General features: G+C 43.5%; 27 protein-coding genes, 1 tRNA gene and 1 rRNA gene. 23 read left to right on the top strand and 6 right to left on the bottom strand.

Annotation, left to right across the window (positions count from 1 at the left end; genetic code table 11):
- The first annotated feature begins 5 nt into the window (after window positions 1-5).
- From rpsN to M1E96_RS19760, 16 genes are all read left to right on the top strand, one after another.
- Window positions 6-311 (top strand): 30S ribosomal protein S14, encoded by a 306-nt coding sequence (gene rpsN / locus M1E96_RS19835; protein WP_004926440.1) that lies wholly within the window; start codon window positions 6-8, stop codon window positions 309-311.
- Window positions 312-345: 34 nt separating this feature from the next.
- Window positions 346-738, top strand: coding sequence for a 30S ribosomal protein S8 (gene rpsH / locus M1E96_RS19830; protein WP_004907134.1), 393 nt, complete (start codon window positions 346-348; stop codon window positions 736-738).
- Between the two features lie 14 nt (window positions 739-752).
- Window positions 753-1,286: a 50S ribosomal protein L6 gene (rplF, locus tag M1E96_RS19825; RefSeq protein ID WP_070928790.1), complete on the top strand. Its 534-nt coding sequence runs from the start codon at window positions 753-755 to the stop codon at window positions 1,284-1,286.
- A gap of 9 nt (window positions 1,287-1,295) precedes the next feature.
- Window positions 1,296-1,649 (top strand): 50S ribosomal protein L18, encoded by a 354-nt coding sequence (rplR, locus tag M1E96_RS19820; RefSeq protein ID WP_070928789.1) that lies wholly within the window; start codon window positions 1,296-1,298, stop codon window positions 1,647-1,649.
- A gap of 14 nt (window positions 1,650-1,663) precedes the next feature.
- Window positions 1,664-2,164, top strand: a complete 501-nt coding sequence (gene rpsE / locus M1E96_RS19815) for a 30S ribosomal protein S5 (protein WP_004265471.1) — start codon at window positions 1,664-1,666, stop codon at window positions 2,162-2,164.
- A 6-nt stretch (window positions 2,165-2,170) separates the two neighbouring features.
- Window positions 2,171-2,350 carry a 50S ribosomal protein L30 gene (rpmD, locus tag M1E96_RS19810; RefSeq protein ID WP_004926432.1) on the top strand — a complete coding sequence of 60 codons (180 nt, stop codon included), beginning with the start codon at window positions 2,171-2,173 and terminating at the stop codon, window positions 2,348-2,350.
- Window positions 2,351-2,353: 3 nt separating this feature from the next.
- On the top strand, window positions 2,354-2,788 hold the full coding sequence (rplO, locus tag M1E96_RS19805; protein ID WP_070928788.1) for a 50S ribosomal protein L15: 435 nt from the start codon (window positions 2,354-2,356) through the stop codon (window positions 2,786-2,788).
- Between the two features lie 7 nt (window positions 2,789-2,795).
- Window positions 2,796-4,121 (top strand): preprotein translocase subunit SecY, encoded by a 1,326-nt coding sequence (secY, locus tag M1E96_RS19800; RefSeq protein ID WP_070928787.1) that lies wholly within the window; start codon window positions 2,796-2,798, stop codon window positions 4,119-4,121.
- A gap of 47 nt (window positions 4,122-4,168) precedes the next feature.
- Window positions 4,169-4,285 carry a 50S ribosomal protein L36 gene (gene rpmJ / locus M1E96_RS19795; RefSeq protein ID WP_004265484.1) on the top strand — a complete coding sequence of 39 codons (117 nt, stop codon included), beginning with the start codon at window positions 4,169-4,171 and terminating at the stop codon, window positions 4,283-4,285.
- Between the two features lie 145 nt (window positions 4,286-4,430).
- Complete coding sequence (gene rpsM / locus M1E96_RS19790) at window positions 4,431-4,787, top strand: 30S ribosomal protein S13 (protein WP_004907144.1); 357 nt, start codon at window positions 4,431-4,433, stop codon at window positions 4,785-4,787.
- A gap of 16 nt (window positions 4,788-4,803) precedes the next feature.
- Window positions 4,804-5,193 (top strand): 30S ribosomal protein S11, encoded by a 390-nt coding sequence (rpsK, locus tag M1E96_RS19785; RefSeq protein WP_002919257.1) that lies wholly within the window; start codon window positions 4,804-4,806, stop codon window positions 5,191-5,193.
- A 37-nt stretch (window positions 5,194-5,230) separates the two neighbouring features.
- Window positions 5,231-5,851 (top strand): 30S ribosomal protein S4, encoded by a 621-nt coding sequence (rpsD, locus tag M1E96_RS19780; RefSeq protein WP_004265487.1) that lies wholly within the window; start codon window positions 5,231-5,233, stop codon window positions 5,849-5,851.
- A gap of 25 nt (window positions 5,852-5,876) precedes the next feature.
- A complete protein-coding gene (rpoA, locus tag M1E96_RS19775) occupies window positions 5,877-6,866 on the top strand; it encodes a DNA-directed RNA polymerase subunit alpha (RefSeq protein ID WP_004926425.1) in 990 nt (329 codons plus the stop codon).
- Between the two features lie 37 nt (window positions 6,867-6,903).
- Window positions 6,904-7,290 carry a 50S ribosomal protein L17 gene (gene rplQ, locus M1E96_RS19770; protein ID WP_004907152.1) on the top strand — a complete coding sequence of 129 codons (387 nt, stop codon included), beginning with the start codon at window positions 6,904-6,906 and terminating at the stop codon, window positions 7,288-7,290.
- 140 nt (window positions 7,291-7,430) lie between these two features.
- On the top strand, window positions 7,431-7,847 hold the full coding sequence (gene zntR / locus M1E96_RS19765; protein ID WP_070928797.1) for a Zn(2+)-responsive transcriptional regulator: 417 nt from the start codon (window positions 7,431-7,433) through the stop codon (window positions 7,845-7,847).
- 17 nt (window positions 7,848-7,864) lie between these two features.
- The gene (locus M1E96_RS19760; RefSeq protein WP_070928785.1) at window positions 7,865-8,065 is read left to right on the top strand and encodes an alternative ribosome-rescue factor A; all 201 of its coding nucleotides are present in this window, start codon (window positions 7,865-7,867) and stop codon (window positions 8,063-8,065) included.
- A gap of 3 nt (window positions 8,066-8,068) precedes the next feature.
- Here M1E96_RS19760 and mscL read toward each other — a convergent pair whose 3' ends face one another.
- From mscL to def, 5 genes are all read right to left on the bottom strand, one after another.
- Window positions 8,069-8,479: a large-conductance mechanosensitive channel protein MscL gene (mscL, locus tag M1E96_RS19755; protein ID WP_070928784.1), complete on the bottom strand. Its 411-nt coding sequence runs from the start codon at window positions 8,477-8,479 to the stop codon at window positions 8,069-8,071.
- Window positions 8,480-8,588: 109 nt separating this feature from the next.
- Window positions 8,589-9,965, bottom strand: a complete 1,377-nt coding sequence (gene trkA / locus M1E96_RS19750; RefSeq protein WP_070928783.1) for a Trk system potassium transporter TrkA — start codon at window positions 9,963-9,965, stop codon at window positions 8,589-8,591.
- A 33-nt stretch (window positions 9,966-9,998) separates the two neighbouring features.
- A complete protein-coding gene (rsmB, locus tag M1E96_RS19745; protein WP_283126825.1) occupies window positions 9,999-11,285 on the bottom strand; it encodes a 16S rRNA (cytosine(967)-C(5))-methyltransferase RsmB in 1,287 nt (428 codons plus the stop codon).
- 72 nt (window positions 11,286-11,357) lie between these two features.
- A complete protein-coding gene (gene fmt, locus M1E96_RS19740; RefSeq protein ID WP_272581379.1) occupies window positions 11,358-12,305 on the bottom strand; it encodes a methionyl-tRNA formyltransferase in 948 nt (315 codons plus the stop codon).
- A gap of 24 nt (window positions 12,306-12,329) precedes the next feature.
- A complete protein-coding gene (gene def, locus M1E96_RS19735; RefSeq protein ID WP_070928780.1) occupies window positions 12,330-12,854 on the bottom strand; it encodes a peptide deformylase in 525 nt (174 codons plus the stop codon).
- 132 nt (window positions 12,855-12,986) lie between these two features.
- Between def and dprA the strand changes: the two genes are divergently transcribed.
- The 5 genes from dprA to M1E96_RS19710 are packed head-to-tail and all read left to right on the top strand — an operon-like array spanning window position 12,987 to window position 16,289.
- Complete coding sequence (gene dprA, locus M1E96_RS19730; RefSeq protein WP_070928779.1) at window positions 12,987-14,066, top strand: DNA-processing protein DprA; 1,080 nt, start codon at window positions 12,987-12,989, stop codon at window positions 14,064-14,066.
- Window positions 14,067-14,083: 17 nt separating this feature from the next.
- Window positions 14,084-14,623, top strand: coding sequence for a type I DNA topoisomerase (locus M1E96_RS19725; protein ID WP_272581378.1), 540 nt, complete (start codon window positions 14,084-14,086; stop codon window positions 14,621-14,623).
- Window positions 14,624-14,638: 15 nt separating this feature from the next.
- On the top strand, window positions 14,639-15,208 hold the full coding sequence (gene tsaC / locus M1E96_RS19720) for an L-threonylcarbamoyladenylate synthase type 1 TsaC (protein ID WP_272581377.1): 570 nt from the start codon (window positions 14,639-14,641) through the stop codon (window positions 15,206-15,208).
- 8 nt (window positions 15,209-15,216) lie between these two features.
- Window positions 15,217-16,035 carry a shikimate dehydrogenase gene (gene aroE, locus M1E96_RS19715; protein ID WP_272581376.1) on the top strand — a complete coding sequence of 273 codons (819 nt, stop codon included), beginning with the start codon at window positions 15,217-15,219 and terminating at the stop codon, window positions 16,033-16,035.
- Window positions 16,032-16,289, top strand: coding sequence for a DUF1488 domain-containing protein (locus M1E96_RS19710; RefSeq protein WP_272581375.1), 258 nt, complete (start codon window positions 16,032-16,034; stop codon window positions 16,287-16,289). Before aroE ends, M1E96_RS19710 begins: the two co-directional genes overlap by 4 nt.
- Here M1E96_RS19710 and M1E96_RS19705 read toward each other — a convergent pair.
- Complete coding sequence (locus M1E96_RS19705; RefSeq protein ID WP_272581374.1) at window positions 16,265-16,810, bottom strand: gamma carbonic anhydrase family protein; 546 nt, start codon at window positions 16,808-16,810, stop codon at window positions 16,265-16,267. The two genes, M1E96_RS19710 and M1E96_RS19705, sit on opposite strands and share 25 nt — an antisense overlap.
- A gap of 581 nt (window positions 16,811-17,391) precedes the next feature.
- Here M1E96_RS19705 and M1E96_RS19700 point away from each other — a divergent pair.
- Window positions 17,392-18,931 (top strand): 16S ribosomal RNA (locus M1E96_RS19700).
- Window positions 18,932-19,016: 85 nt separating this feature from the next.
- A tRNA-Glu gene (locus tag M1E96_RS19695) sits at window positions 19,017-19,092 on the top strand.
- Window positions 19,093-19,204 lie beyond the last annotated feature (112 nt).

Genomic DNA, 19,204 nt, shown 5'->3' with positions numbered 1-19,204 from the left:
TACTCATGGCTAAGAAATCTATGAAAGCGCGTGATGTTAAGCGTGCTAAATTAGCTGAGAAGTTCTTCGCAAAACGCGTTGAATTGAAAGCTATCATCTCTGATGTAAACGCATCTGATGAAGATCGCTGGGACGCTGTTCTCAAGCTGCAAACACTGCCACGTGATTCAAGTCCTTCTCGTCAGCGTAACCGCTGCCGTCAAACTGGGCGTCCGCACGGTTTCCTGCGGAAATTTGGTCTGAGCCGTATTAAAGTCCGTGAAGCCGCTATGCGCGGTGAAATCCCGGGCCTTAAAAAGGCTAGTTGGTAATTGTCACCATTTTGAATCACGGGAGTAAAGACAGATGAGCATGCAAGATCCCATCGCGGATATGCTGACCCGTATCCGTAACGGTCAGGCCGCGAACAAAGTTGCGGTCACCATGCCTTCCTCCAAGCTGAAAGTGGCGATTGCCAAAGTGCTGAAGGAAGAAGGTTATATTGAAGATTTTAAAATTGAAGGCGACATCAAGCCAGAATTGGAACTGACTCTGCGTTATTTCCAAGGTAAGGCTGTTGTAGAAAGCATTCAGCGTGTAAGCCGCCCAAGTCTGCGCATCTATAAGAAAAAAGATGAGCTGCCACAAGTTATGGCTGGTTTAGGTATCGCTGTTGTTTCTACCTCTAAAGGTGTCATGACTGATCGTGCAGCTCGCCAAGCTGGTCTTGGTGGCGAGATTCTCTGCTACGTAGCTTAATTCGGGAGGAAAGAATGTCTCGTGTGGCAAAAGCACCCGTCGTCATTCCTGCCGGCGTAGAGGTAAAACTCAACGGTCAGGTTATTTCGATTAAGGGTAAAAACGGCGAGCTTACTCGTACTATCCATAATGCAGTTGAAGTTAAACATGAAGATGGCCACCTAACTTTCGCTCCACGCGAAGGTTTTGATGATGCATGGGCACAAGCGGGTACAACTCGTTCACTGTGTAATGCAATGGTTGTTGGTGTTACCGAAGGCTTCACTAAAAAACTTCAGCTAGTCGGTGTTGGTTACCGTGCAGCAATCAAAGGCAATGCAGTTAGCTTGTCTTTAGGTTTCTCGCATCCGGTTGAACACGCACTGCCAGCAGGCATTACTGCTGAATGCCCAACACAAACTGAAATCGTACTGAAAGGTGCGGATAAGCAAGTGATTGGTCAAGTAGCGGCAGAACTGCGTGCTTACCGTCGTCCTGAGCCTTACAAAGGCAAGGGTGTTCGTTACGCCGATGAAATCGTGCGTACTAAAGAGGCTAAGAAGAAGTAAGGTAACACTATGGATAAGAAAGCAGCTCGTATCCGTCGTGCGACCCGCGCACGCCGCAAGATCCAAGAGTTGGGTGCGACTCGCCTGGTGGTACATCGTACTCCACGCCATATTTATGCGCAGGTTATCGCTCCGAACGGTTCTGAAACGTTGGTGGCCGCTTCTACTACAGAAAAAGCTATCAATGAGCAAGTGAAATTCACTGGAAACAAAGACGCAGCAGCAGTTGTTGGTAAAATTATTGCTGAACGTGCACTGGAAAAAGGCATCACTGTTGTTGCTTTTGACCGTTCTGGTTTCCAATATCATGGTAGAGTCCAGGCACTGGCAGATGCTGCCCGTGAAGCTGGCCTTCAGTTCTAAGGTAGAGGTGTAAGATGGCTCACATCGAGAAACAAGCTGGCGAACTGCAGGAAAAGCTGATCGCGGTAAACCGCGTAGCAAAAACCGTTAAAGGTGGCCGTATTTTCAGCTTTACAGCACTGACAGTAGTTGGTGATGGTAACGGTCGCGTTGGTTTTGGCTACGGCAAAGCGCGCGAAGTTCCGGCAGCAATCCAGAAAGCGATGGAAAAAGCCCGTCGCAGCATGAAAACCGTTGCTCTAAACAACGGCACTCTGTTCCACCCTGTGAAAGGTACACACACCGGTTCTCGCGTGTTTATGCAACCTGCTCACGAAGGTACCGGTATCATTGCCGGTGGTGCAATGCGTGCTGTTTTAGAAGTAGCTGGAGTTCGCAACGTACTGGCTAAAACCTATGGTTCCACAAACCCAATCAACGTGGTTCGTGCAACACTGGATGCTTTAGACAGCATGAAGTCTCCAGAAATGGTCGCAGCTAAGCGTGGAAAATCCGTCGAAGAAATTCTGGGGTAATCAGCCATGGCTAAGACTATTAAAATTACACAAGTTCGCAGTTCAATCGGTCGCCTGCCTAAGCATAAGGCAACTTTGATCGGTTTAGGTCTGCGTCGCATTGGTCATACAGTAGAACGTGAGGACACTCCTGCTGTTCGCGGTATGGTCAACTTGGTTTCCTACATGGTTAAAGTTGAGGAGTAAGAGATGCGTTTAAATACTCTATCTCCGGCTGAAGGTGCCAAGCACGCGCCTAAGCGCTTAGGTCGTGGTATCGGTTCTGGTCTGGGTAAAACCGGCGGACGTGGTCACAAAGGTCAGAAGTCTCGTTCTGGCGGTGGCGTACGTCGTGGTTTCGAAGGCGGCCAGATGCCTTTATATCGTCGTCTACCAAAATTTGGTTTTACTTCACGTAAAGCAATGATCACAGCAGAGATTCGTCTGTCTGATTTTGCTGCTGTTGAAGGCGATGTTATTGATCTGAACGCACTAAAAGCCGCGAATGTTGTTGGCATCCAGATTGAATACGCGAAAGTGATTCTGTCTGGCGAAGTGAATCGTGCAGTTACTGTACGTGGCCTTCGTGTTACTAAAGGTGCTCGCGCTGCGATTGAAGCTGCCGGCGGTAAAATTGAGGAATAAGTGACAGATGGCTAAACAACCAGGATTAGATTTTCAAAGTGCCAAGGGTGGTGTTGGTGAACTGAAGCGCAGACTTTTGTTTGTTATCGGTGCACTGATCGTTTTCCGAATTGGTTCTTTTATTCCGATTCCTGGTATTGATGCCACTGTGCTTGCCAAATTGCTCGAACAGCAACAAGGCACCATCATTGACATGTTTAACATGTTCTCTGGTGGTGCTCTTAGCCGAGCTTCTATCTTTGCTTTGGGTATTATGCCGTATATCTCGGCTTCAATTATTATCCAACTATTGTCAGTGGTTAACCCACGACTAGCAGAGATTAAGAAAGAAGGTGAAGCAGGTCGTCGGAAGATAAGCCAATATACCCGTTGGGGTACTTTAGTATTAGCAATATTCCAATCTGTGGGTATTGCAATGGGTCTTCCGAATATGCCAGGGATGCAAGGGCTAGTTATTGATCCGGGTCTCCCGTTCTACTTCACGGCTGTTGTTAGCTTAGTTACAGGAACTATGTTCTTGATGTGGCTAGGTGAGCAGATAACTGAACGAGGTATTGGTAACGGTATCTCAATCATTATCTTCGCTGGTATCGTTGCGGGTCTTCCGCCGGCTATTGGCCATACTATCGAGCAAGCTCGGCAAGGCGATCTGCACTTCCTCCTGTTGCTGTTGGTTGCAGTGCTCGTATTCGCGGTAACTTTCTTTGTTGTGTTCATGGAGCGTGGTCAACGTCGTATCGTCGTTAACTATGCAAAACGCCAACAAGGACGCCGTGTTTATGCGGCACAAAGCACACATTTACCACTAAAAGTGAATATGGCGGGTGTAATTCCTGCAATTTTTGCTTCCAGTATCATACTGTTCCCGGGTACAATAGCGTCTTGGTTCGGTGATGGAACTGGCTGGGACTGGCTGACAACTATTTCTATGTATTTGCAGCCTGGTCAACCATTGTATGTGTTGCTTTATGCTTCTGCGATCATCTTCTTCTGTTTCTTCTATACGGCGTTGGTTTTCAACCCAAGAGAAACAGCAGATAACCTGAAGAAGTCCGGTGCATTTGTACCAGGAATTCGTCCGGGAGAGCAAACGGCCAAGTACATTGATAAGGTAATGACTCGCTTAACTTTAGTTGGTGCATTATACATTACCTTCATCTGCCTAATCCCGGAGTTCATGCGTGACGCAATGAAAGTACCTTTCTACTTTGGTGGTACTTCCCTCTTAATCGTGGTTGTCGTTATCATGGACTTTATGGCTCAAGTGCAAACTCTGATGATGTCAAGTCAGTATGAGTCTGCATTGAAGAAAGCAAATCTCAAAGGTAAGTAATCACTCTGTGTGATTATGGTTTGCTTAAGAAGTTACGGAGAGTAAAAATGAAAGTTCGTGCTTCCGTCAAGAAATTATGCCGTAACTGTAAAATTATCCGTCGCAATGGTAGCGTTCGTGTAATTTGCAGTGTTGAACCAAGACATAAACAACGTCAAGGTTAAGAAAAAGCATTTTTTTCTTGCAAAGTTGGGTTGAGCTGGCTAAATTAGCCAGCCAATCTTTTTTATCGAAGATACATTATTGTTTGAGTATCCTGAAAACGGGCTTTTCAGCACAGTAATGTATATTTTAACTTAGGAGTGCATAGTGGCCCGTATAGCAGGCATTAACATTCCTGATCATAAACATACCGTAATCGCTTTAACATCGATTTTCGGAATCGGCAAAACACGTTCACAGGCTATCTGTGAAGCAACTGGTATTGCTGAAAATGTTAAGATCAGTGAGCTGTCTGAAGAACAAATCGACAAGCTGCGTGACGAAGTTGCCAAGTATGTGGTAGAAGGTGACCTACGTCGTGAAATTACCCTGAGCATCAAGCGTCTGATGGACCTTGGATGTTACCGTGGTTTACGTCATCGTCGTGGTCTTCCTGTGCGCGGACAGCGTACTAAGACTAACGCTCGTACCCGCAAGGGTCCGCGTAAGCCGATCAAGAAATAAGTCGGGGTACTGAATAATGGCAAAGGCACCAATTCGTGCACGTAAGCGTGTAAGAAAACAAGTCTCAGACGGTGTGGCTCATATCCATGCTTCTTTCAACAACACAATCGTTACTATTACTGATCGTCAGGGTAACGCATTAGGTTGGGCAACTGCCGGTGGTTCCGGTTTCCGTGGTTCTCGCAAATCCACTCCGTTTGCAGCTCAGGTTGCAGCAGAGCGTTGCGCAGAAGCCGTGAAAGAATACGGTATCAAGAACCTAGAAGTTATGGTTAAGGGACCGGGTCCAGGTCGCGAATCAACAATTCGTGCTCTGAACGCCGCAGGTTTCCGCATCACTAATATTACTGATGTGACTCCTATCCCTCATAACGGTTGTCGCCCACCGAAAAAACGCCGCGTTTAATACGTTTCGTTTTTTTTAGGACTGTTGGAGAAAGAAAATGGCTAGATATTTGGGTCCTAAGCTCAAGCTGAGCCGTCGCGAAGGAACAGACCTCTTCCTGAAGTCTGGTGTTCGCGCGATTGACACCAAGTGTAAATTAGAACAGGCACCTGGCCAGCACGGAGCGCGTAAACCGCGTCTGTCTGACTACGGTGTTCAGTTACGTGAGAAACAAAAAGTTCGTCGTATTTACGGTGTTCTGGAACGTCAATTCCGTAACTATTACAAAGAAGCAACACGTCTGAAAGGCAACACAGGTGAAAACCTGCTGACTTTGCTGGAAGGCCGTCTTGATAACGTCGTTTATCGTATGGGCTTTGGCGCAACTCGCGCAGAAGCACGTCAAATGGTTAGCCATAAAGCTATCATGGTAAATGGCCGTGTAGTTAACATCGCTTCTTATCAGGTTTCCCCGAATGACGTTATCAGCGTTCGTGAGAAAGCGAAAAAACAGTCTCGTATCAAGGCTGCTTTAGAGCTGGCTGAACAGCGTGAGAAGCCAACTTGGCTGGAAGTTGATGCTGCTAAGATGGAAGGTGTGTTCAAACGTATTCCTGAACGTACTGACCTGTCTGCGGACATTAACGAACACCTGATCGTCGAGCTTTACTCTAAGTAAAGCTTAGCACCAAAGAGAGGACACAATGCAGGGTTCTGTGACAGAGTTTCTAAAACCGCGCCTGGTAGATATCGAGCAAGTGAGTTCGACGCACGCCAAGGTGACCCTTGAGCCTTTAGAGCGTGGCTTCGGTCATACTCTTGGTAACGCACTGCGCCGTATTCTGCTTTCGTCTATGCCGGGTTGTGCGGTGACAGAGGTTGAGATTGATGGTGTACTGCACGAGTACAGCACCAAAGAAGGTGTACAGGAAGATATCCTGGAGATTCTCCTCAACCTGAAAGGGCTGGCGGTAAAAGTTCAGGGTAAAGATGAAGTTATTCTAACCTTGAATAAATCTGGCATTGGCCCTGTGACCGCAGCCGACATCGTCCATGATGGCGATGTCGAAATCGTCAAGCCGCAGCACGTTATCTGCCACCTGACTGACGAAAGCGCATCAATTAATATGCGTATCAAAGTTCAGCGTGGTCGTGGTTATGTGCCGGCTTCTGCCCGAGTACATTCGGAAGAAGATGAGCGCCCAATCGGTCGTTTGCTGGTCGATGCTTGCTATAGCCCTGTAGAGCGTATTGCCTATAATGTTGAAGCAGCTCGTGTTGAGCAACGTACGGACTTGGATAAGTTAGTTATCGAAATGGAAACTAACGGTACAATCGATCCTGAAGAGGCGATTCGCCGTGCAGCGACTATTCTGGCTGAACAGCTTGAAGCTTTTGTTGACTTACGTGATGTTCGTCAGCCAGAAGTTAAAGAAGAGAAACCAGAGTTCGATCCTATCTTACTGCGCCCAGTTGACGATCTGGAATTGACTGTCCGCTCTGCTAACTGCCTTAAAGCAGAAGCTATCCACTACATCGGTGATCTGGTACAGCGTACTGAAGTTGAGTTGCTTAAAACGCCTAACCTTGGTAAGAAATCTCTTACTGAAATTAAGGACGTCTTGGCATCTCGTGGTCTTTCTCTGGGCATGCGCTTAGAAAATTGGCCACCAGCAAGTATTGCTGATGATTAGGATCACAGGTTAAGGTTTTACTGAGAAGGATAAGGTCATGCGCCATCGTAAGAGTGGTCGTCAATTGAACCGCAACAGCAGCCACCGCCAAGCTATGTTCCGTAACATGGCAGGTTCTTTAGTTCGTCATGAAATCATCAAGACGACTCTGCCTAAAGCGAAAGAACTGCGTCGCGTCGTTGAGCCGCTGATTACTCTTGCCAAGACCGACAGCGTAGCTAATCGTCGTCTGGCATTCGCCCGTACTCGTGATAACGAGATCGTGGCAAAATTGTTTAATGAACTGGGACCTCGCTTTGCAGCTCGTGCGGGCGGTTACACTCGTATTCTTAAGTGTGGCTACCGTACAGGTGACAATGCTCCGATGGCTTACATCGAGCTTGTTGACCGTGCTGTTGAGTCTCAAGAAGCAGCAGCAGAGTAATTTGCCTGCTTTCAAGAAAACCGGGTATATTTGCCCGGTTTTTTTGTACCTGCTATTCTATCCTTGATTATATTCCCCTTAACTTGAATTTTTTCATTTAAACCCTATTTACTCTATGAGTGGAGTATGACTTTATGAATATGTATAAAATAGGCCAAATAGCACGCCTTGCTGATGTGACCCCGGATACAATTCGTTTTTATGAAAAACAAGGATTGATGGGGCATAAAGTAAGAACAGAAGGTGGTTATAGATTGTTTACTGACCAAGATTTACAGCGTCTCAGGTTTATTCGTTATGCGAAGCAGTTGGGATTTACTTTAGAGGCAATAACCGAGCTGTTGTCTATAAGAGTCGATCCTGAACACCATACTTGCCAAGAGTCGAAACAAATTGTTGATCTACGATTAGCAGAGGTAGAAAGGAGGATCCAAGAACTGATTATTATGCGTGATTCATTAAAAATGTTGAGTTCGGCTTGCTGTGGTGAAGAGCATACATCGACATATTGTTCTATAATGGAAATCCTTGAAAAAGGTGCATCAAAAGTTTATTAACTTATAAAGGGTATATTATGAGCCAGTATCAACACAAACGTGGAAAAATTAAAGATAATGCGATTGAAGCATTATTGCATGATCCATTATTTAGGCAGAGAGTTGAAAAAAATAAAAAAGGTAAGGGAAGCTATAACAGAAAAGAAAAACATAATAAAGGTGGTAACTGGGAGGCCAGTGGTAAGCAGTTTTTTAACTTATTACCACTGGCTTTTTAGTTATTACTTTTTATTTTGTTCTTTCAATAAATCACGAATTTCAGAGAGCAATACTTCTTCTTTAGTTGGAGCAGGTGGAGCTTCTGGCGCAGCTTCTTTTTCGCGACGAACTTTATTCATAACTTTAATTGCCATAAAAATAGCAAAAGCGACAATTACAAAGTCAAATACAGTTTGTATAAACATACCATAATTAAGGACAACTGCCGGTATATCACCTTCTGCGGCCCTTAATATGACACTAAATTGTTTAAAGTCGACCCCACCAATTAATAAACCAAGTGGTGGCATAATAATATCTGCAACTAATGATGAGACGATTTTACCGAATGCCGCACCAATAATGATACCGACAGCCATATCGACAACATTGCCCTTCATTGCAAATTCACGAAACTCTTTTAAAAAACTCATTTGACCCCCCTAAGTAAAAATACTTTGCTAAAAAATAAATATTTAGTTAATAAATTATAGTATCTAGATCAATTAAGCTACAAATAGAACATGCTTTTTATTTTGTAATTTATAAAAAGAAAGGACTTGGCTGAAATAGTTTTTCTACATCAGGAACGTATTTTTTATCAGTGATAAACATGATTACATGATCACCTTGTTCAATAATATGGTAGTCACTAGCAATAATAACTTCATCTTCCCGAACTAATGCTCCAATAATAGTTCCTGGAGGGAGTTTTATTTCGGAAATTTTCTTTCCAACAACTTTAGATGTATTTTCGTCACCGTGAGCAATAGCTTCGATGGCTTCTGCTACACCTCTTCTTAATGAAGACACACTGACAATATCAGCTTTGCGAACGTGTCCTAAAAGGGCGGATATTGTTGCTTGTTGTGGTGAAACCGCAATATCAATAACACCACCTTGTACCAACTCAACGTAAGCAGTGCGTTGAATGAGCACCATTGCTTTTTTGGCTCCCATTTTTTTTGCTAGCATAGCTGACATAATGTTAGCTTCATCATCATTGGTCAACGCGATAAACACATCCATCTGTTCAATGTGTTCTTCAGTTAGCAATTCTTGGTCTGATGCATCACCATAAAAAACAATAGTATCGTGTAGCAGTTCGGCGAGCTCTGTAGCTCTTTGCTGGTTTCGTTCGATTAATTTCACGCTATAATCTTTTTCAAGCCGTTTGGCTAAACCAGCGCCAACATTTCCTCCACCTACAATCATAAGCCGTTTATAGGGTTTTTCTAGTCGTTGCAGCTCACTCATGACCGCTCGAATATGTTGTGTAGATGCAACGAAAAATACTTCATCGCCTGCTTCTATGATAGTGGAACCTTGAGGGCGGATTGGGCGATCTTGGCGAAATATAGCAACTACTCTGGCATCAATATGTGGCATATGCTCACGTAAACTAGAGAGCGCGTTACCCACTAATGAGCCACCATAATAGGCTTTAACAGCAACGATGCTTACCTTACCTTCAGCAAAATTAACAACCTGTAACGCACCAGGGTACTGAATAAGTTTATAGATATAATCAATGACTAATTGTTCAGGGGATATCAAATAATCAATAGGGATCTGTTCTGGTAAAAACAGTTTATCCGCTTCACGAATATATTCGGTAGCCCTGATCCGTGCGATTTTATTGGGGGTATTGAAAAGGCTGTATGCTATTTGGCATGCGATCATGTTAGTTTCGTCAGAGTTAGTAACGGCAACTAACATATCTGCATCTTCCGCACCTGCATCACGAAGTACGCGAGGGTGGGAACCATGCCCATTAACGACGCGTAGATCAAATTGATCTTGTAATTGGCGTAAACGATCGGCATTGGTGTCAACGACAGTAATATCATTGTTTTCATCGACTAGATTTTCAGCAAGCGTACCGCCAACTTGTCCAGCACCTAAGATAATGATTTTCATTGATTATTCCTATCTCAGACAAAGTTCATATAGTTAAATGGCTTGTTTTACTAAACGTGCATAAAAAAAGCCATCACCGCCTGCTGCACTTGGTAGTATTTGTAAACCTGCTTCGGTTCCATCGTTGAGTATAGCTTCAGGATGTTTTGCTAAAAAGTTTTTTACTTGAAGGCTATTTTCTTCTGGCATCACTGAGCATGTTGCATAAACAAGTGTTCCACCAACTTTTAAGTAAGGCCAAATTGATTCAAGTATTTGAGACTGAAGCGTAGTTAATTCGTTAATATCAGAATCACGCCTTAGCCATTTGATATCAGGGTGGCGGCGTATTACACCTGTCGCTGAACACGGTGCATCAAGCAGAATGCGATCAAACAGTTGTGCATCTGCCCATTGCTCAGGTTTCGTACCATCGCCTTGGACTACAGCTGCTTGCTGTTTGAGTCGTAACAGATTTTCTTTTACCCGTTTAAGACGATGTTCATCAATGTCGACTGCTAGTACATGGGCTTTAGGGGCGAGCTCTAATATATGTGTTGTTTTACCGCCGGGTGCTGCACATAGATCAAGAATAGAATCACCATTTTGGGGGTCAAGTAATTCAGCGCAGCCTTGGGCTGAAACGTCTTGTACTGTTGACCAACCATCTTCAAAGCCAGGTAACTTTGTTACTGATATGGGTTCAGCTAATCTTATTGCAGAAGGATGTAATGGGTGTAGCTCAGCATTAATTCCTTCATTCGCTAATAATTCTTGGTATTGCTTAGCATTATGATGTTGTGAGTTAACTCTTAACCACATAGGAGGACGCAAATTATTTGCTTCCACAATAGATTGCCAGTCTTGTGGGTATGCGCTTTGTAGACGTTTTAATAGCCAACTAGGATGAAGATATTGGCTAGCATTGCCTGTACTACGTTCTTCGAGTTGAGCTTGTTGTCTTTGAAATGATCTGAGTACCCCGTTGACTAAGCCTTTTAATTGGGGACGTTTGAGTGCAACAGCGCCATTCACCGTTTCTGCTAGTGCTGCGTGAGCAGGGATACGAGTATAGAGTAGTTGATAGATCCCAACCATAATCAGGTAATGCAATGTTCTTTGTTTACCTGTTAATGGTTTTTCCATTAGTTGACTGACGAACCATTCCAACTTAGGTAAATAGCGTAGTACACCAAAGCAAATCTCTTGTAATAGAGGTTTATCTTTATCATTTATATTTTTTTGTAATTCAGGTAATACCGCGCTAAGAGATTGTCCACCATCGATGACTTGGCCGATGGCTACCGCTGCGATACTACGCAAGTTATATGTATTTTTCATAAGTGAGGATGAATTCATTAGTCACTAAAATAAATTTGCCTAATTATAGTATCAGGCAAATTTATTGGTGTTTTAATTAATTTGCTGGCCCGGTACGAACCATTCACGGCGAGAGTTGAGCAAATCTTGGGCGCTCATTGCTTTTTTACCTGGAGGCTGCAATTGAGTGATATTTAGCAGCCCATTGGCAGTCGCTATGCATATGCCATTTTTATCAGCGCTAATGATGGTACCTGGTTTTTCATTATGCTCTCTAGCAATGACTTCAGCGTTCCAAACTTTGATCAGTTGTTCTTGGATCGTAAAATAGCTCATTGGCCAGGGGTTAAAGGCTCTAATACAACGCTCAATTTGTTCTGCTGATAATTTCCAGTCAATTTTAGCTTCTTCTTTCGACAGTTTTTCTGCGTAATTTGCCAGTGAGTCGTCTTGTTTTTCTGGTGCACATTGATGTTTAGAAATAAGATCTAAAGTAGCTATCAATGCTTCAGGGCCGATAACAGCCAATTTGTCATAAAGTGTTGCACTAGTATCTTCAGGCATAATTGGACATTTTGCTTTATAAAGCATGTCACCTGTATCTAGCCCTTCATCCATTTGCATAATGGTTACGCCACTTTCTGCATCACCAGCCCAAATGGAACGTTGAATTGGTGCCGCACCTCGCCAACGAGGGAGTAAAGAGCCGTGAACATTCAGGCAGCCGAGGCGAGGAATGTCTAACACCGCTTTTGGTAAAATAAAACCATAAGCGACAACAATCATCAAATCAGCATCATGCTCTTTAATCCATTGATGATTTTCTTCCTTTTTCAATGTGGTTGGCTGAAAAACGGGTATTTGATGTTCTTCCGCTAATATTTTTACTGGGCTAGGCGTCAATTTTTTTCCTCGCCCCGCAGGCTTATCTGGGGGAGTTAGAACGCCGACAACTTGATGATGAGTTTTAAGTAAAGCAGCCAAATGGCCAGCAGCAAATTCAGGCGTGCCTGCAAAGATAATTTTTAGCGATTCTGACACTGTTATTTCCCTGTATGAAATCTGTTAGTTAGCCGTTTTTGCTTCTTTTGCTCTCATTCTATCCAGCTTTTCAACCTTTTGGCGAATACGCTGACGTTTTAATGGAGATAGATAATCAACAAACAATTTACCAACAAGATGATCCATTTCATGTTGAATACAAATTGCGAGTAAGCCATCTGCTTCAAGTTCAAATACTTCTCCGTTATAGTCAAGAGCACGTACTTTAACGTTTTCTGCTCGTGGAACGAAGCCGTGTTGTTCTGGTATAGAGAGGCAACCTTCTTCAATACCTGTTTCACCTGATTTATCTAATAATTCAGGGTTAATAAGTACGAGGCGCTGATCGCGAGTCTCAGAAACATCAATAACGATAATACGCTGGTGGATGTTTACTTGGGTCGCAGCAAGACCAATACCTTCTTCTTCGTACATCGTTTCGAACATATCATCGATAATACGTTGAATTTCGGCATTAACTATTTCTACTGGCTTAGCGATTGTGCGTAAGCGTTCGTCTGGATAATGTAATACATTTAATACTGACATAAGTTTTTCGAGCAGCGTCCAAAAAGTGAATAGGAATTAATGCCTATTCTAGACATTTCTTGGCCATATTGACAGTATTGGTTATGAATTGTTCACTGATGAACATATTTGCCATAAAGTCAGGGAGATACCATGGAAACCCAAGAAATTTGGTTAAGGATGTCTCAGGTCAGTCGGCTTTCGCCGAGTAGTGCATCAAAAATTATTAATGAACTCATACTATTGGGTAATATAAATATAGCTACCTTGCAGCGGTGTGGGTTGAGTGAGCTGCAAAGTCTACAGTTCATACATTTCCCATCAGTAAAGATAACTCAAGCACGAAAGTGGTTAGAGAAAGAAGAAAATCAATTGATTACTTTTAGTAGTGGCTTATATCCATTTCTTCTAGCCCAAATCGCGAGCCCGCCGTTAGTGCTTTTTACAATTGGGCGCTGTGAATTGATGACGTTAGCCCAAATAGCAATAGTTGGTAGCCGACAAACAAGTGAGTACGGGCGCAAATGGGCTGAGAAGTTTGCAAGTGCATTTGTTAGTTACAAATTGGCGATTACCAGTGGACTTGCTTTTGGTATTGATGCTATTAGTCACCGAGCTGCTCTTGATTCAAATGGCAATACGCTAGCGGTTTTAGGTAGTGGACTAGCGAATATTTATCCTAAACAGCATACTGCTCTAGCTGAACAAATAAAGGAAAATGGGGTTTTAATCTCAGAATATTTTCCTGATGCGCCGCCATTAGCCAAGCAATTTCCGCGGCGAAATCGTATTATTAGTGGCTTATGTAAAGCAACAGTTGTTATCGAAGCTGGGTTGAAAAGCGGTTCTCTCATTACAGCACGTTACGCCATTGAGCAAAATAGAGATCTTTTTACGATACCAGCTCCGTTAGGCCATCCTGCTTTTAGTGGTAATCATTGGCTATTACAGCAAGGAGCATATCCATTAACTGCTCCTGAAGATATTAAACATCACATTGATATTGGTTTAAATTGGTTACCATTAGAGCCATTATCTGAAGAAAAAATGAGTGTTAAGTTTAATCAAGTAGAATGCGAGGTATTAAGCGTACTTGAATATCAACCGACATCTATAGATGTGGTTGCGGAGCGTATGCAAAAATCAATCGCAGAGGTTGCTTCTATTTTGACTGAATTAGAAATAGAAGGTGTAATTGCTTCTGTCGCTGGTGGATATATCAAATTGAGTTAGTTGTCTAAGAGAGAGTCATGTCGAATCAATTGCCTTTTGCAACAGAAAAAAATGAAGTTTGTCCTGAGTGCGGTGCACCGCTCGTGATCCGTAATGGCACACATGGGCCTTTTTTTGCCTGTTCCACATATCCTCAGTGCCATTATATTAAACCTATGCGTCCTTCCACAGAAAACCCTATTATCAAGGTTTTAGAAGGACAGGCGTGTCCTCAATGTGGGCACGATTTGGTTTTGAAGCAAGGCCGATTTGGTATGTTTATTGGCTGTAGTAATTACCCTGAATGTGAGCATATAGAACTTATTGATAAACCTGACGAAACAAAAGTATCTTGCCCTCAGTGCAATACAGGGCACCTTTTACAACGTAAGTCTAGGTTTGGAAAGACTTTTTATGCATGTGACAGCTATCCGACTTGCCAGTTTATTATTAACAATAAACCTATCGCTGGTGAGTGTGAATTTTGTCATTATCCATTACTTATGGAAAAAAAGGGGACTCAAGGAGTAAGATTGTGTTGTGCAAGTAAACGTTGTGGTAAACCACAAAAAGAATAATGATGAGTTAAAAATATGCAAACTAAAGCTACACCTGCAATTGAAAATATTATCGCTTTCCTTAATCAAGAAGAAGTGATTGCTTATCCAACTGAAGCGGTTTTTGGGCTAGGTTGTGATCCTGATAGTGAAAAAGCAGTTAATAAACTACTTGAGTTAAAACAACGCTCTTGGGAAAAAGGGTTGATCCTCATCGCAGATAGTTATGAACAACTAAAAAACTATGTTGATGATAGCCAACTGACAGATAAACAAAAACAAGTCATGCTTGATAGCTGGCCAGGGCCCGTTACATGGGTGATCCCCGCAAAAGAATCAACGCCAAAATGGTTAACAGGACGTTTTGATACATTAGCGGTAAGGGTTACAGATCATAATTTAGTTAAATTACTTTGTCAGCAATATGGTAAGCCGCTAGTATCGACGAGTGCTAATTTAAGTGGGCAAGAGCCTTGTAGAACAACTAGTGAAGTTATTGAACAGTTTCAAGGAAGTATTCCTGTACTTGATGGCGTAGTTGGCGGGCGCTTAAATCCTTCAGAAATTCGGGATGCTAAAACTGGGCAATTATATCGTAAAGGATAATGTATTTTATGGGGTTATATGCGGTTTTTGGTCATCCAATAGAACACAGTAAATCACCAATTATTCACCAAATGTTTGCGGAACAGGTAGGGATCCCGCTGAAATATGAGCGAGTATTGGCGCCATTAACGGGTTTTGAGCAGGCACTGTCTGATTTTTTTTCAATGGGAGGAAAAGGGGCTAATGTAACGCTTCCTTTCAAAGAAAGAGCTTACCAAATGGTTTCGGAATTGACGGATAGAGCGCAATCATGTGGTGCTGTAAATACAGTAATGAAACTCGATGGTGATCGGCTATTAGGCGATAATACCGATGGTGTTGGATTACTATTAGATTTGGAACGACTCAATTTTATTAGTCGCAATAGCCGCATATTGATCATAGGGGCTGGTGGTGCAACAAGAGGGGCTCTATTACCTCTTTTGGAATATGGCTGTCAAATTACGCTAACAAATCGAACTTTTTCTAAGGTAGAAGAATTAGTTAAACAATTTATAAGTTTTGGCAGCATAAAAGGAGTGCAGATCGATCAGATCAGATCTGCTGATTTTGATCTGATCATCAATGCGACCTCTTCGGGTGTCAATGGTGACATCCCTGCGGTTCATCCAAGTGTATTTTCAACACATGTTGCTTGCTATGACCTGTTCTATCAGCGCTCGCTAACACCATTTTTAGCTTTTGCAAGTGCACATCAAGTAAATAGGCTGGCTGATGGTTTGGGCATGTTAGTTGGGCAGGCCGCTTTTGCTTTTAAATTATGGCACGGTATCCTTCCCGAAATAGAGCCAGTCCTTTTAGCATTACAAAAGGAACAAAGAAAGTGAATCAGGCAATACAGTTTCCAGATCGAGAGGAATGGGATGATACAGCTAAGGTTGTACGTTTTCCTGTAATGGTTAATGGGATGCTAGCTGAATGTGTGATATCTGATGCGCTGCTGTATCGCCGTTATGGGCACAATGCTCAACCGATAAGTTTGTTTCAAAATAACCGTTGGGATATAGAAGAAGAGTTTGAAGCCTTGATTGCTCAAGGCCATGGAGTTGATAGCGTTTATTCGCTACCAGAAGAAAGATAATCATTCTTCCACTGAACATAATTATTAGCTGAGTAGCGTAAATGTTCTAATTCATCCTTTGTGAGTTTACGTGCCGCTTTTGCTGGGCTGCCTACATATAGGTAGCCACTTTCTAGAGTTTTACCTTGAGTGACTAAACTATTAGCACCTATAACAACATCACTTCCAATAGTTGCGCCATCTAAGATAATCGAGCCCATACCAATTAACACACGATCGCCTATAGTGCAGCCATGTAGCATAACTTTATGGCCAACAGTGACATCTTCACCAATAATGAGTGGATTTCCTTCGGGGTTATTTTGTGATTTATGCGTAACATGAAGGACTGAGCCATCTTGTATATTGGTTCTGGCACCGATTTGAATATAGTTTACATCACCGCGTAATACCGATAATGGCCAAATGCTAACGTCATCAGAGATCCGTACATCCCCGATGACTACAGAAGAAGGGTCGATAAACACACTAGAACCCGTTGTTGGGTAAATACCTAGATAAGATCTCAAATGTTTGTTCATAGTAATGCCATTGTTTTTAATGAAGTGGACAGATCGTACCACGTATTTGTTAAATAAAGGTGTAGGATCACTCAATGTGAGAAATATTGAAGATACTTTTTATTAGCTTGTTTTGTACTCATTATGCTAGAAAAAAAAGCATAATGATGATTTTATCTTCAAACAGTTATTTTTTTCAAAAAAAGGGTTGCCAGAATTTTCTGACTCCCTATAATGCGCATCCGTTGTCACGACAAACCGCTCCGGTGGTAAGGTTAGAAAAGAAACCTAGTGATGACAGAGGTGAAAAAGAAAGAAAAAGTTAAAAATAATTACTTGACTTTCTGATAGAAAAACGTAGTATACGACACCTCGCGACAACAACCTAAACGGTTAATATCGAAAGATAAAGTCGCAACGCTCTTTAACAATTTATCAGACAATCTGTGTGGGCACTCACAAGACACTATCAAAAAAATATTTGATTTTAAAGTCTTGAAGAGTGACTAACACGTTAATTCATATACATATGAACTAATAGGTAATCTGGTTTCTTCGGAAATCAGGCGACAGTAAAACATTCTTTGAGCATCAAACACTTTTAATTGAAGAGTTTGATCATGGCTCAGATTGAACGCTGGCGGCAGGCCTAACACATGCAAGTCGAGCGGTAACAGGAGAAGCTTGCTTCTCGCTGACGAGCGGCGGACGGGTGAGTAATGTATGGGGATCTGCCCGATAGAGGGGGATAACTACTGGAAACGGTGGCTAATACCGCATAATCTCTTAGGAGCAAAGCAGGGGAACTTCGGTCCTTGCGCTATCGGATGAACCCATATGGGATTAGCTAGTAGGTGGGGTAATGGCTCACCTAGGCGACGATCCCTAGCTGGTCTGAGAGGATGATCAGCCACACTGGGACTGAGACACGGCCCAGACTCCTACGGGAGGCAGCAGTGGGGAATATTGCACAATGGGCGCAAGCCTGATGCAGCCATGCCGCGTGTATGAAGAAGGCCCTAGGGTTGTAAAGTACTTTCAGTCGGGAGGAAGGCGTTGATGCTAATATCATCAACGATTGACGTTACCGACAGAAGAAGCACCGGCTAACTCCGTGCCAGCAGCCGCGGTAATACGGAGGGTGCAAGCGTTAATCGGAATTACTGGGCGTAAAGCGCACGCAGGCGGTTGATTAAGTTAGATGTGAAATCCCCGGGCTTAACCTGGGAATGGCATCTAAGACTGGTCAGCTAGAGTCTTGTAGAGGGGGGTAGAATTCCATGTGTAGCGGTGAAATGCGTAGAGATGTGGAGGAATACCGGTGGCGAAGGCGGCCCCCTGGACAAAGACTGACGCTCAGGTGCGAAAGCGTGGGGAGCAAACAGGATTAGATACCCTGGTAGTCCACGCTGTAAACGATGTCGATTTGGAGGTTGTGCCCTTGAGGCGTGGCTTCCGGAGCTAACGCGTTAAATCGACCGCCTGGGGAGTACGGCCGCAAGGTTAAAACTCAAATGAATTGACGGGGGCCCGCACAAGCGGTGGAGCATGTGGTTTAATTCGATGCAACGCGAAGAACCTTACCTACTCTTGACATCCAGAGAACTTAGCAGAGATGCTTTGGTGCCTTCGGGAACTCTGAGACAGGTGCTGCATGGCTGTCGTCAGCTCGTGTTGTGAAATGTTGGGTTAAGTCCCGCAACGAGCGCAACCCTTATCCTTTGTTGCCAGCGATTCGGTCGGGAACTCAAAGGAGACTGCCGGTGATAAACCGGAGGAAGGTGGGGATGACGTCAAGTCATCATGGCCCTTACGAGTAGGGCTACACACGTGCTACAATGGCGTATACAAAGAGAAGCGACCTCGCGAGAGCAAGCGGAACTCATAAAGTACGTCGTAGTCCGGATTGGAGTCTGCAACTCGACTCCATGAAGTCGGAATCGCTAGTAATCGTAGATCAGAATGCTACGGTGAATACGTTCCCGGGCCTTGTACACACCGCCCGTCACACCATGGGAGTGGGTTGCAAAAGAAGTAGGTAGCTTAACCTTCGGGAGGGCGCTTACCACTTTGTGATTCATGACTGGGGTGAAGTCGTAACAAGGTAACCGTAGGGGAACCTGCGGTTGGATCACCTCCTTACCATTGAAGTGTTTTTGTGAAGTGCTCACACAGATTGTCTGATAGAAAGTAGAGCAGCAAGCGCGTCTGCGAAGCAGAGACTGATGTCCCCTTCGTCTAGAGGCCTAGGACACCGCCCTTTCACGGCGGTAACAGGGGTTCGAATCCCCTAGGGGACGCCAATGCGCCGGTCATCGAGTGAAAGGCGATACCCCAATAATGATTAAGCCCATTACAGTGTAGTGGGTTTAACAATTATGCTCTTTAACAATCTGGAACAAGCTGAAAATTGAA

Source organism: Providencia sp. PROV236 (genome assembly GCF_033676985.1).
In the GTDB taxonomy this organism is placed as follows: domain Bacteria; phylum Pseudomonadota; class Gammaproteobacteria; order Enterobacterales; family Enterobacteriaceae; genus Providencia; species Providencia manganoxydans.
The sequence above is the reverse complement of the archived record's forward strand: the minus strand, read 5'-3'. Positions and strand labels throughout refer to the sequence as shown.

Bases quoted from the DNA above. Each gene is read 5' to 3' on its own strand.
- rplR (WP_070928789.1), top strand. From the start codon at position 1,296: ATGGATAAGAAAGCAGCTCGTATCCGTCGTGCGACCCGCGCACGCCGC.
- secY (WP_070928787.1), top strand. From the start codon at position 2,796: ATGGCTAAACAACCAGGATTAGATTTTCAAAGTGCCAAGGGTGGTGTT.
- rpsD (WP_004265487.1), top strand. From the start codon at position 5,231: ATGGCTAGATATTTGGGTCCTAAGCTCAAGCTGAGCCGTCGCGAAGGA.
- rplF (WP_070928790.1), top strand. From the start codon at position 753: ATGTCTCGTGTGGCAAAAGCACCCGTCGTCATTCCTGCCGGCGTAGAG.
- rpmJ (WP_004265484.1), top strand. From the start codon at position 4,169: ATGAAAGTTCGTGCTTCCGTCAAGAAATTATGCCGTAACTGTAAAATT.
- M1E96_RS19725 (WP_272581378.1), top strand. From the start codon at position 14,084: ATGTCGAATCAATTGCCTTTTGCAACAGAAAAAAATGAAGTTTGTCCT.
- rpmD (WP_004926432.1), top strand. From the start codon at position 2,171: ATGGCTAAGACTATTAAAATTACACAAGTTCGCAGTTCAATCGGTCGC.
- def (WP_070928780.1), bottom strand. From the start codon at position 12,854: ATGTCAGTATTAAATGTATTACATTATCCAGACGAACGCTTACGCACA.
- rpsK (WP_002919257.1), top strand. From the start codon at position 4,804: ATGGCAAAGGCACCAATTCGTGCACGTAAGCGTGTAAGAAAACAAGTC.
- rpsE (WP_004265471.1), top strand. From the start codon at position 1,664: ATGGCTCACATCGAGAAACAAGCTGGCGAACTGCAGGAAAAGCTGATC.
- M1E96_RS19705 (WP_272581374.1), bottom strand. From the start codon at position 16,810: ATGAACAAACATTTGAGATCTTATCTAGGTATTTACCCAACAACGGGT.
- trkA (WP_070928783.1), bottom strand. From the start codon at position 9,965: ATGAAAATCATTATCTTAGGTGCTGGACAAGTTGGCGGTACGCTTGCT.
- tsaC (WP_272581377.1), top strand. From the start codon at position 14,639: ATGCAAACTAAAGCTACACCTGCAATTGAAAATATTATCGCTTTCCTT.
- rplO (WP_070928788.1), top strand. From the start codon at position 2,354: ATGCGTTTAAATACTCTATCTCCGGCTGAAGGTGCCAAGCACGCGCCT.
- rplQ (WP_004907152.1), top strand. From the start codon at position 6,904: ATGCGCCATCGTAAGAGTGGTCGTCAATTGAACCGCAACAGCAGCCAC.
- aroE (WP_272581376.1), top strand. From the start codon at position 15,217: ATGGGGTTATATGCGGTTTTTGGTCATCCAATAGAACACAGTAAATCA.
- mscL (WP_070928784.1), bottom strand. From the start codon at position 8,479: ATGAGTTTTTTAAAAGAGTTTCGTGAATTTGCAATGAAGGGCAATGTT.
- dprA (WP_070928779.1), top strand. From the start codon at position 12,987: ATGGAAACCCAAGAAATTTGGTTAAGGATGTCTCAGGTCAGTCGGCTT.
- rpoA (WP_004926425.1), top strand. From the start codon at position 5,877: ATGCAGGGTTCTGTGACAGAGTTTCTAAAACCGCGCCTGGTAGATATC.
- rpsN (WP_004926440.1), top strand. From the start codon at position 6: ATGGCTAAGAAATCTATGAAAGCGCGTGATGTTAAGCGTGCTAAATTA.
- rsmB (WP_283126825.1), bottom strand. From the start codon at position 11,285: ATGAAAAATACATATAACTTGCGTAGTATCGCAGCGGTAGCCATCGGC.
- zntR (WP_070928797.1), top strand. From the start codon at position 7,431: ATGTATAAAATAGGCCAAATAGCACGCCTTGCTGATGTGACCCCGGAT.
- M1E96_RS19760 (WP_070928785.1), top strand. From the start codon at position 7,865: ATGAGCCAGTATCAACACAAACGTGGAAAAATTAAAGATAATGCGATT.
- rpsH (WP_004907134.1), top strand. From the start codon at position 346: ATGAGCATGCAAGATCCCATCGCGGATATGCTGACCCGTATCCGTAAC.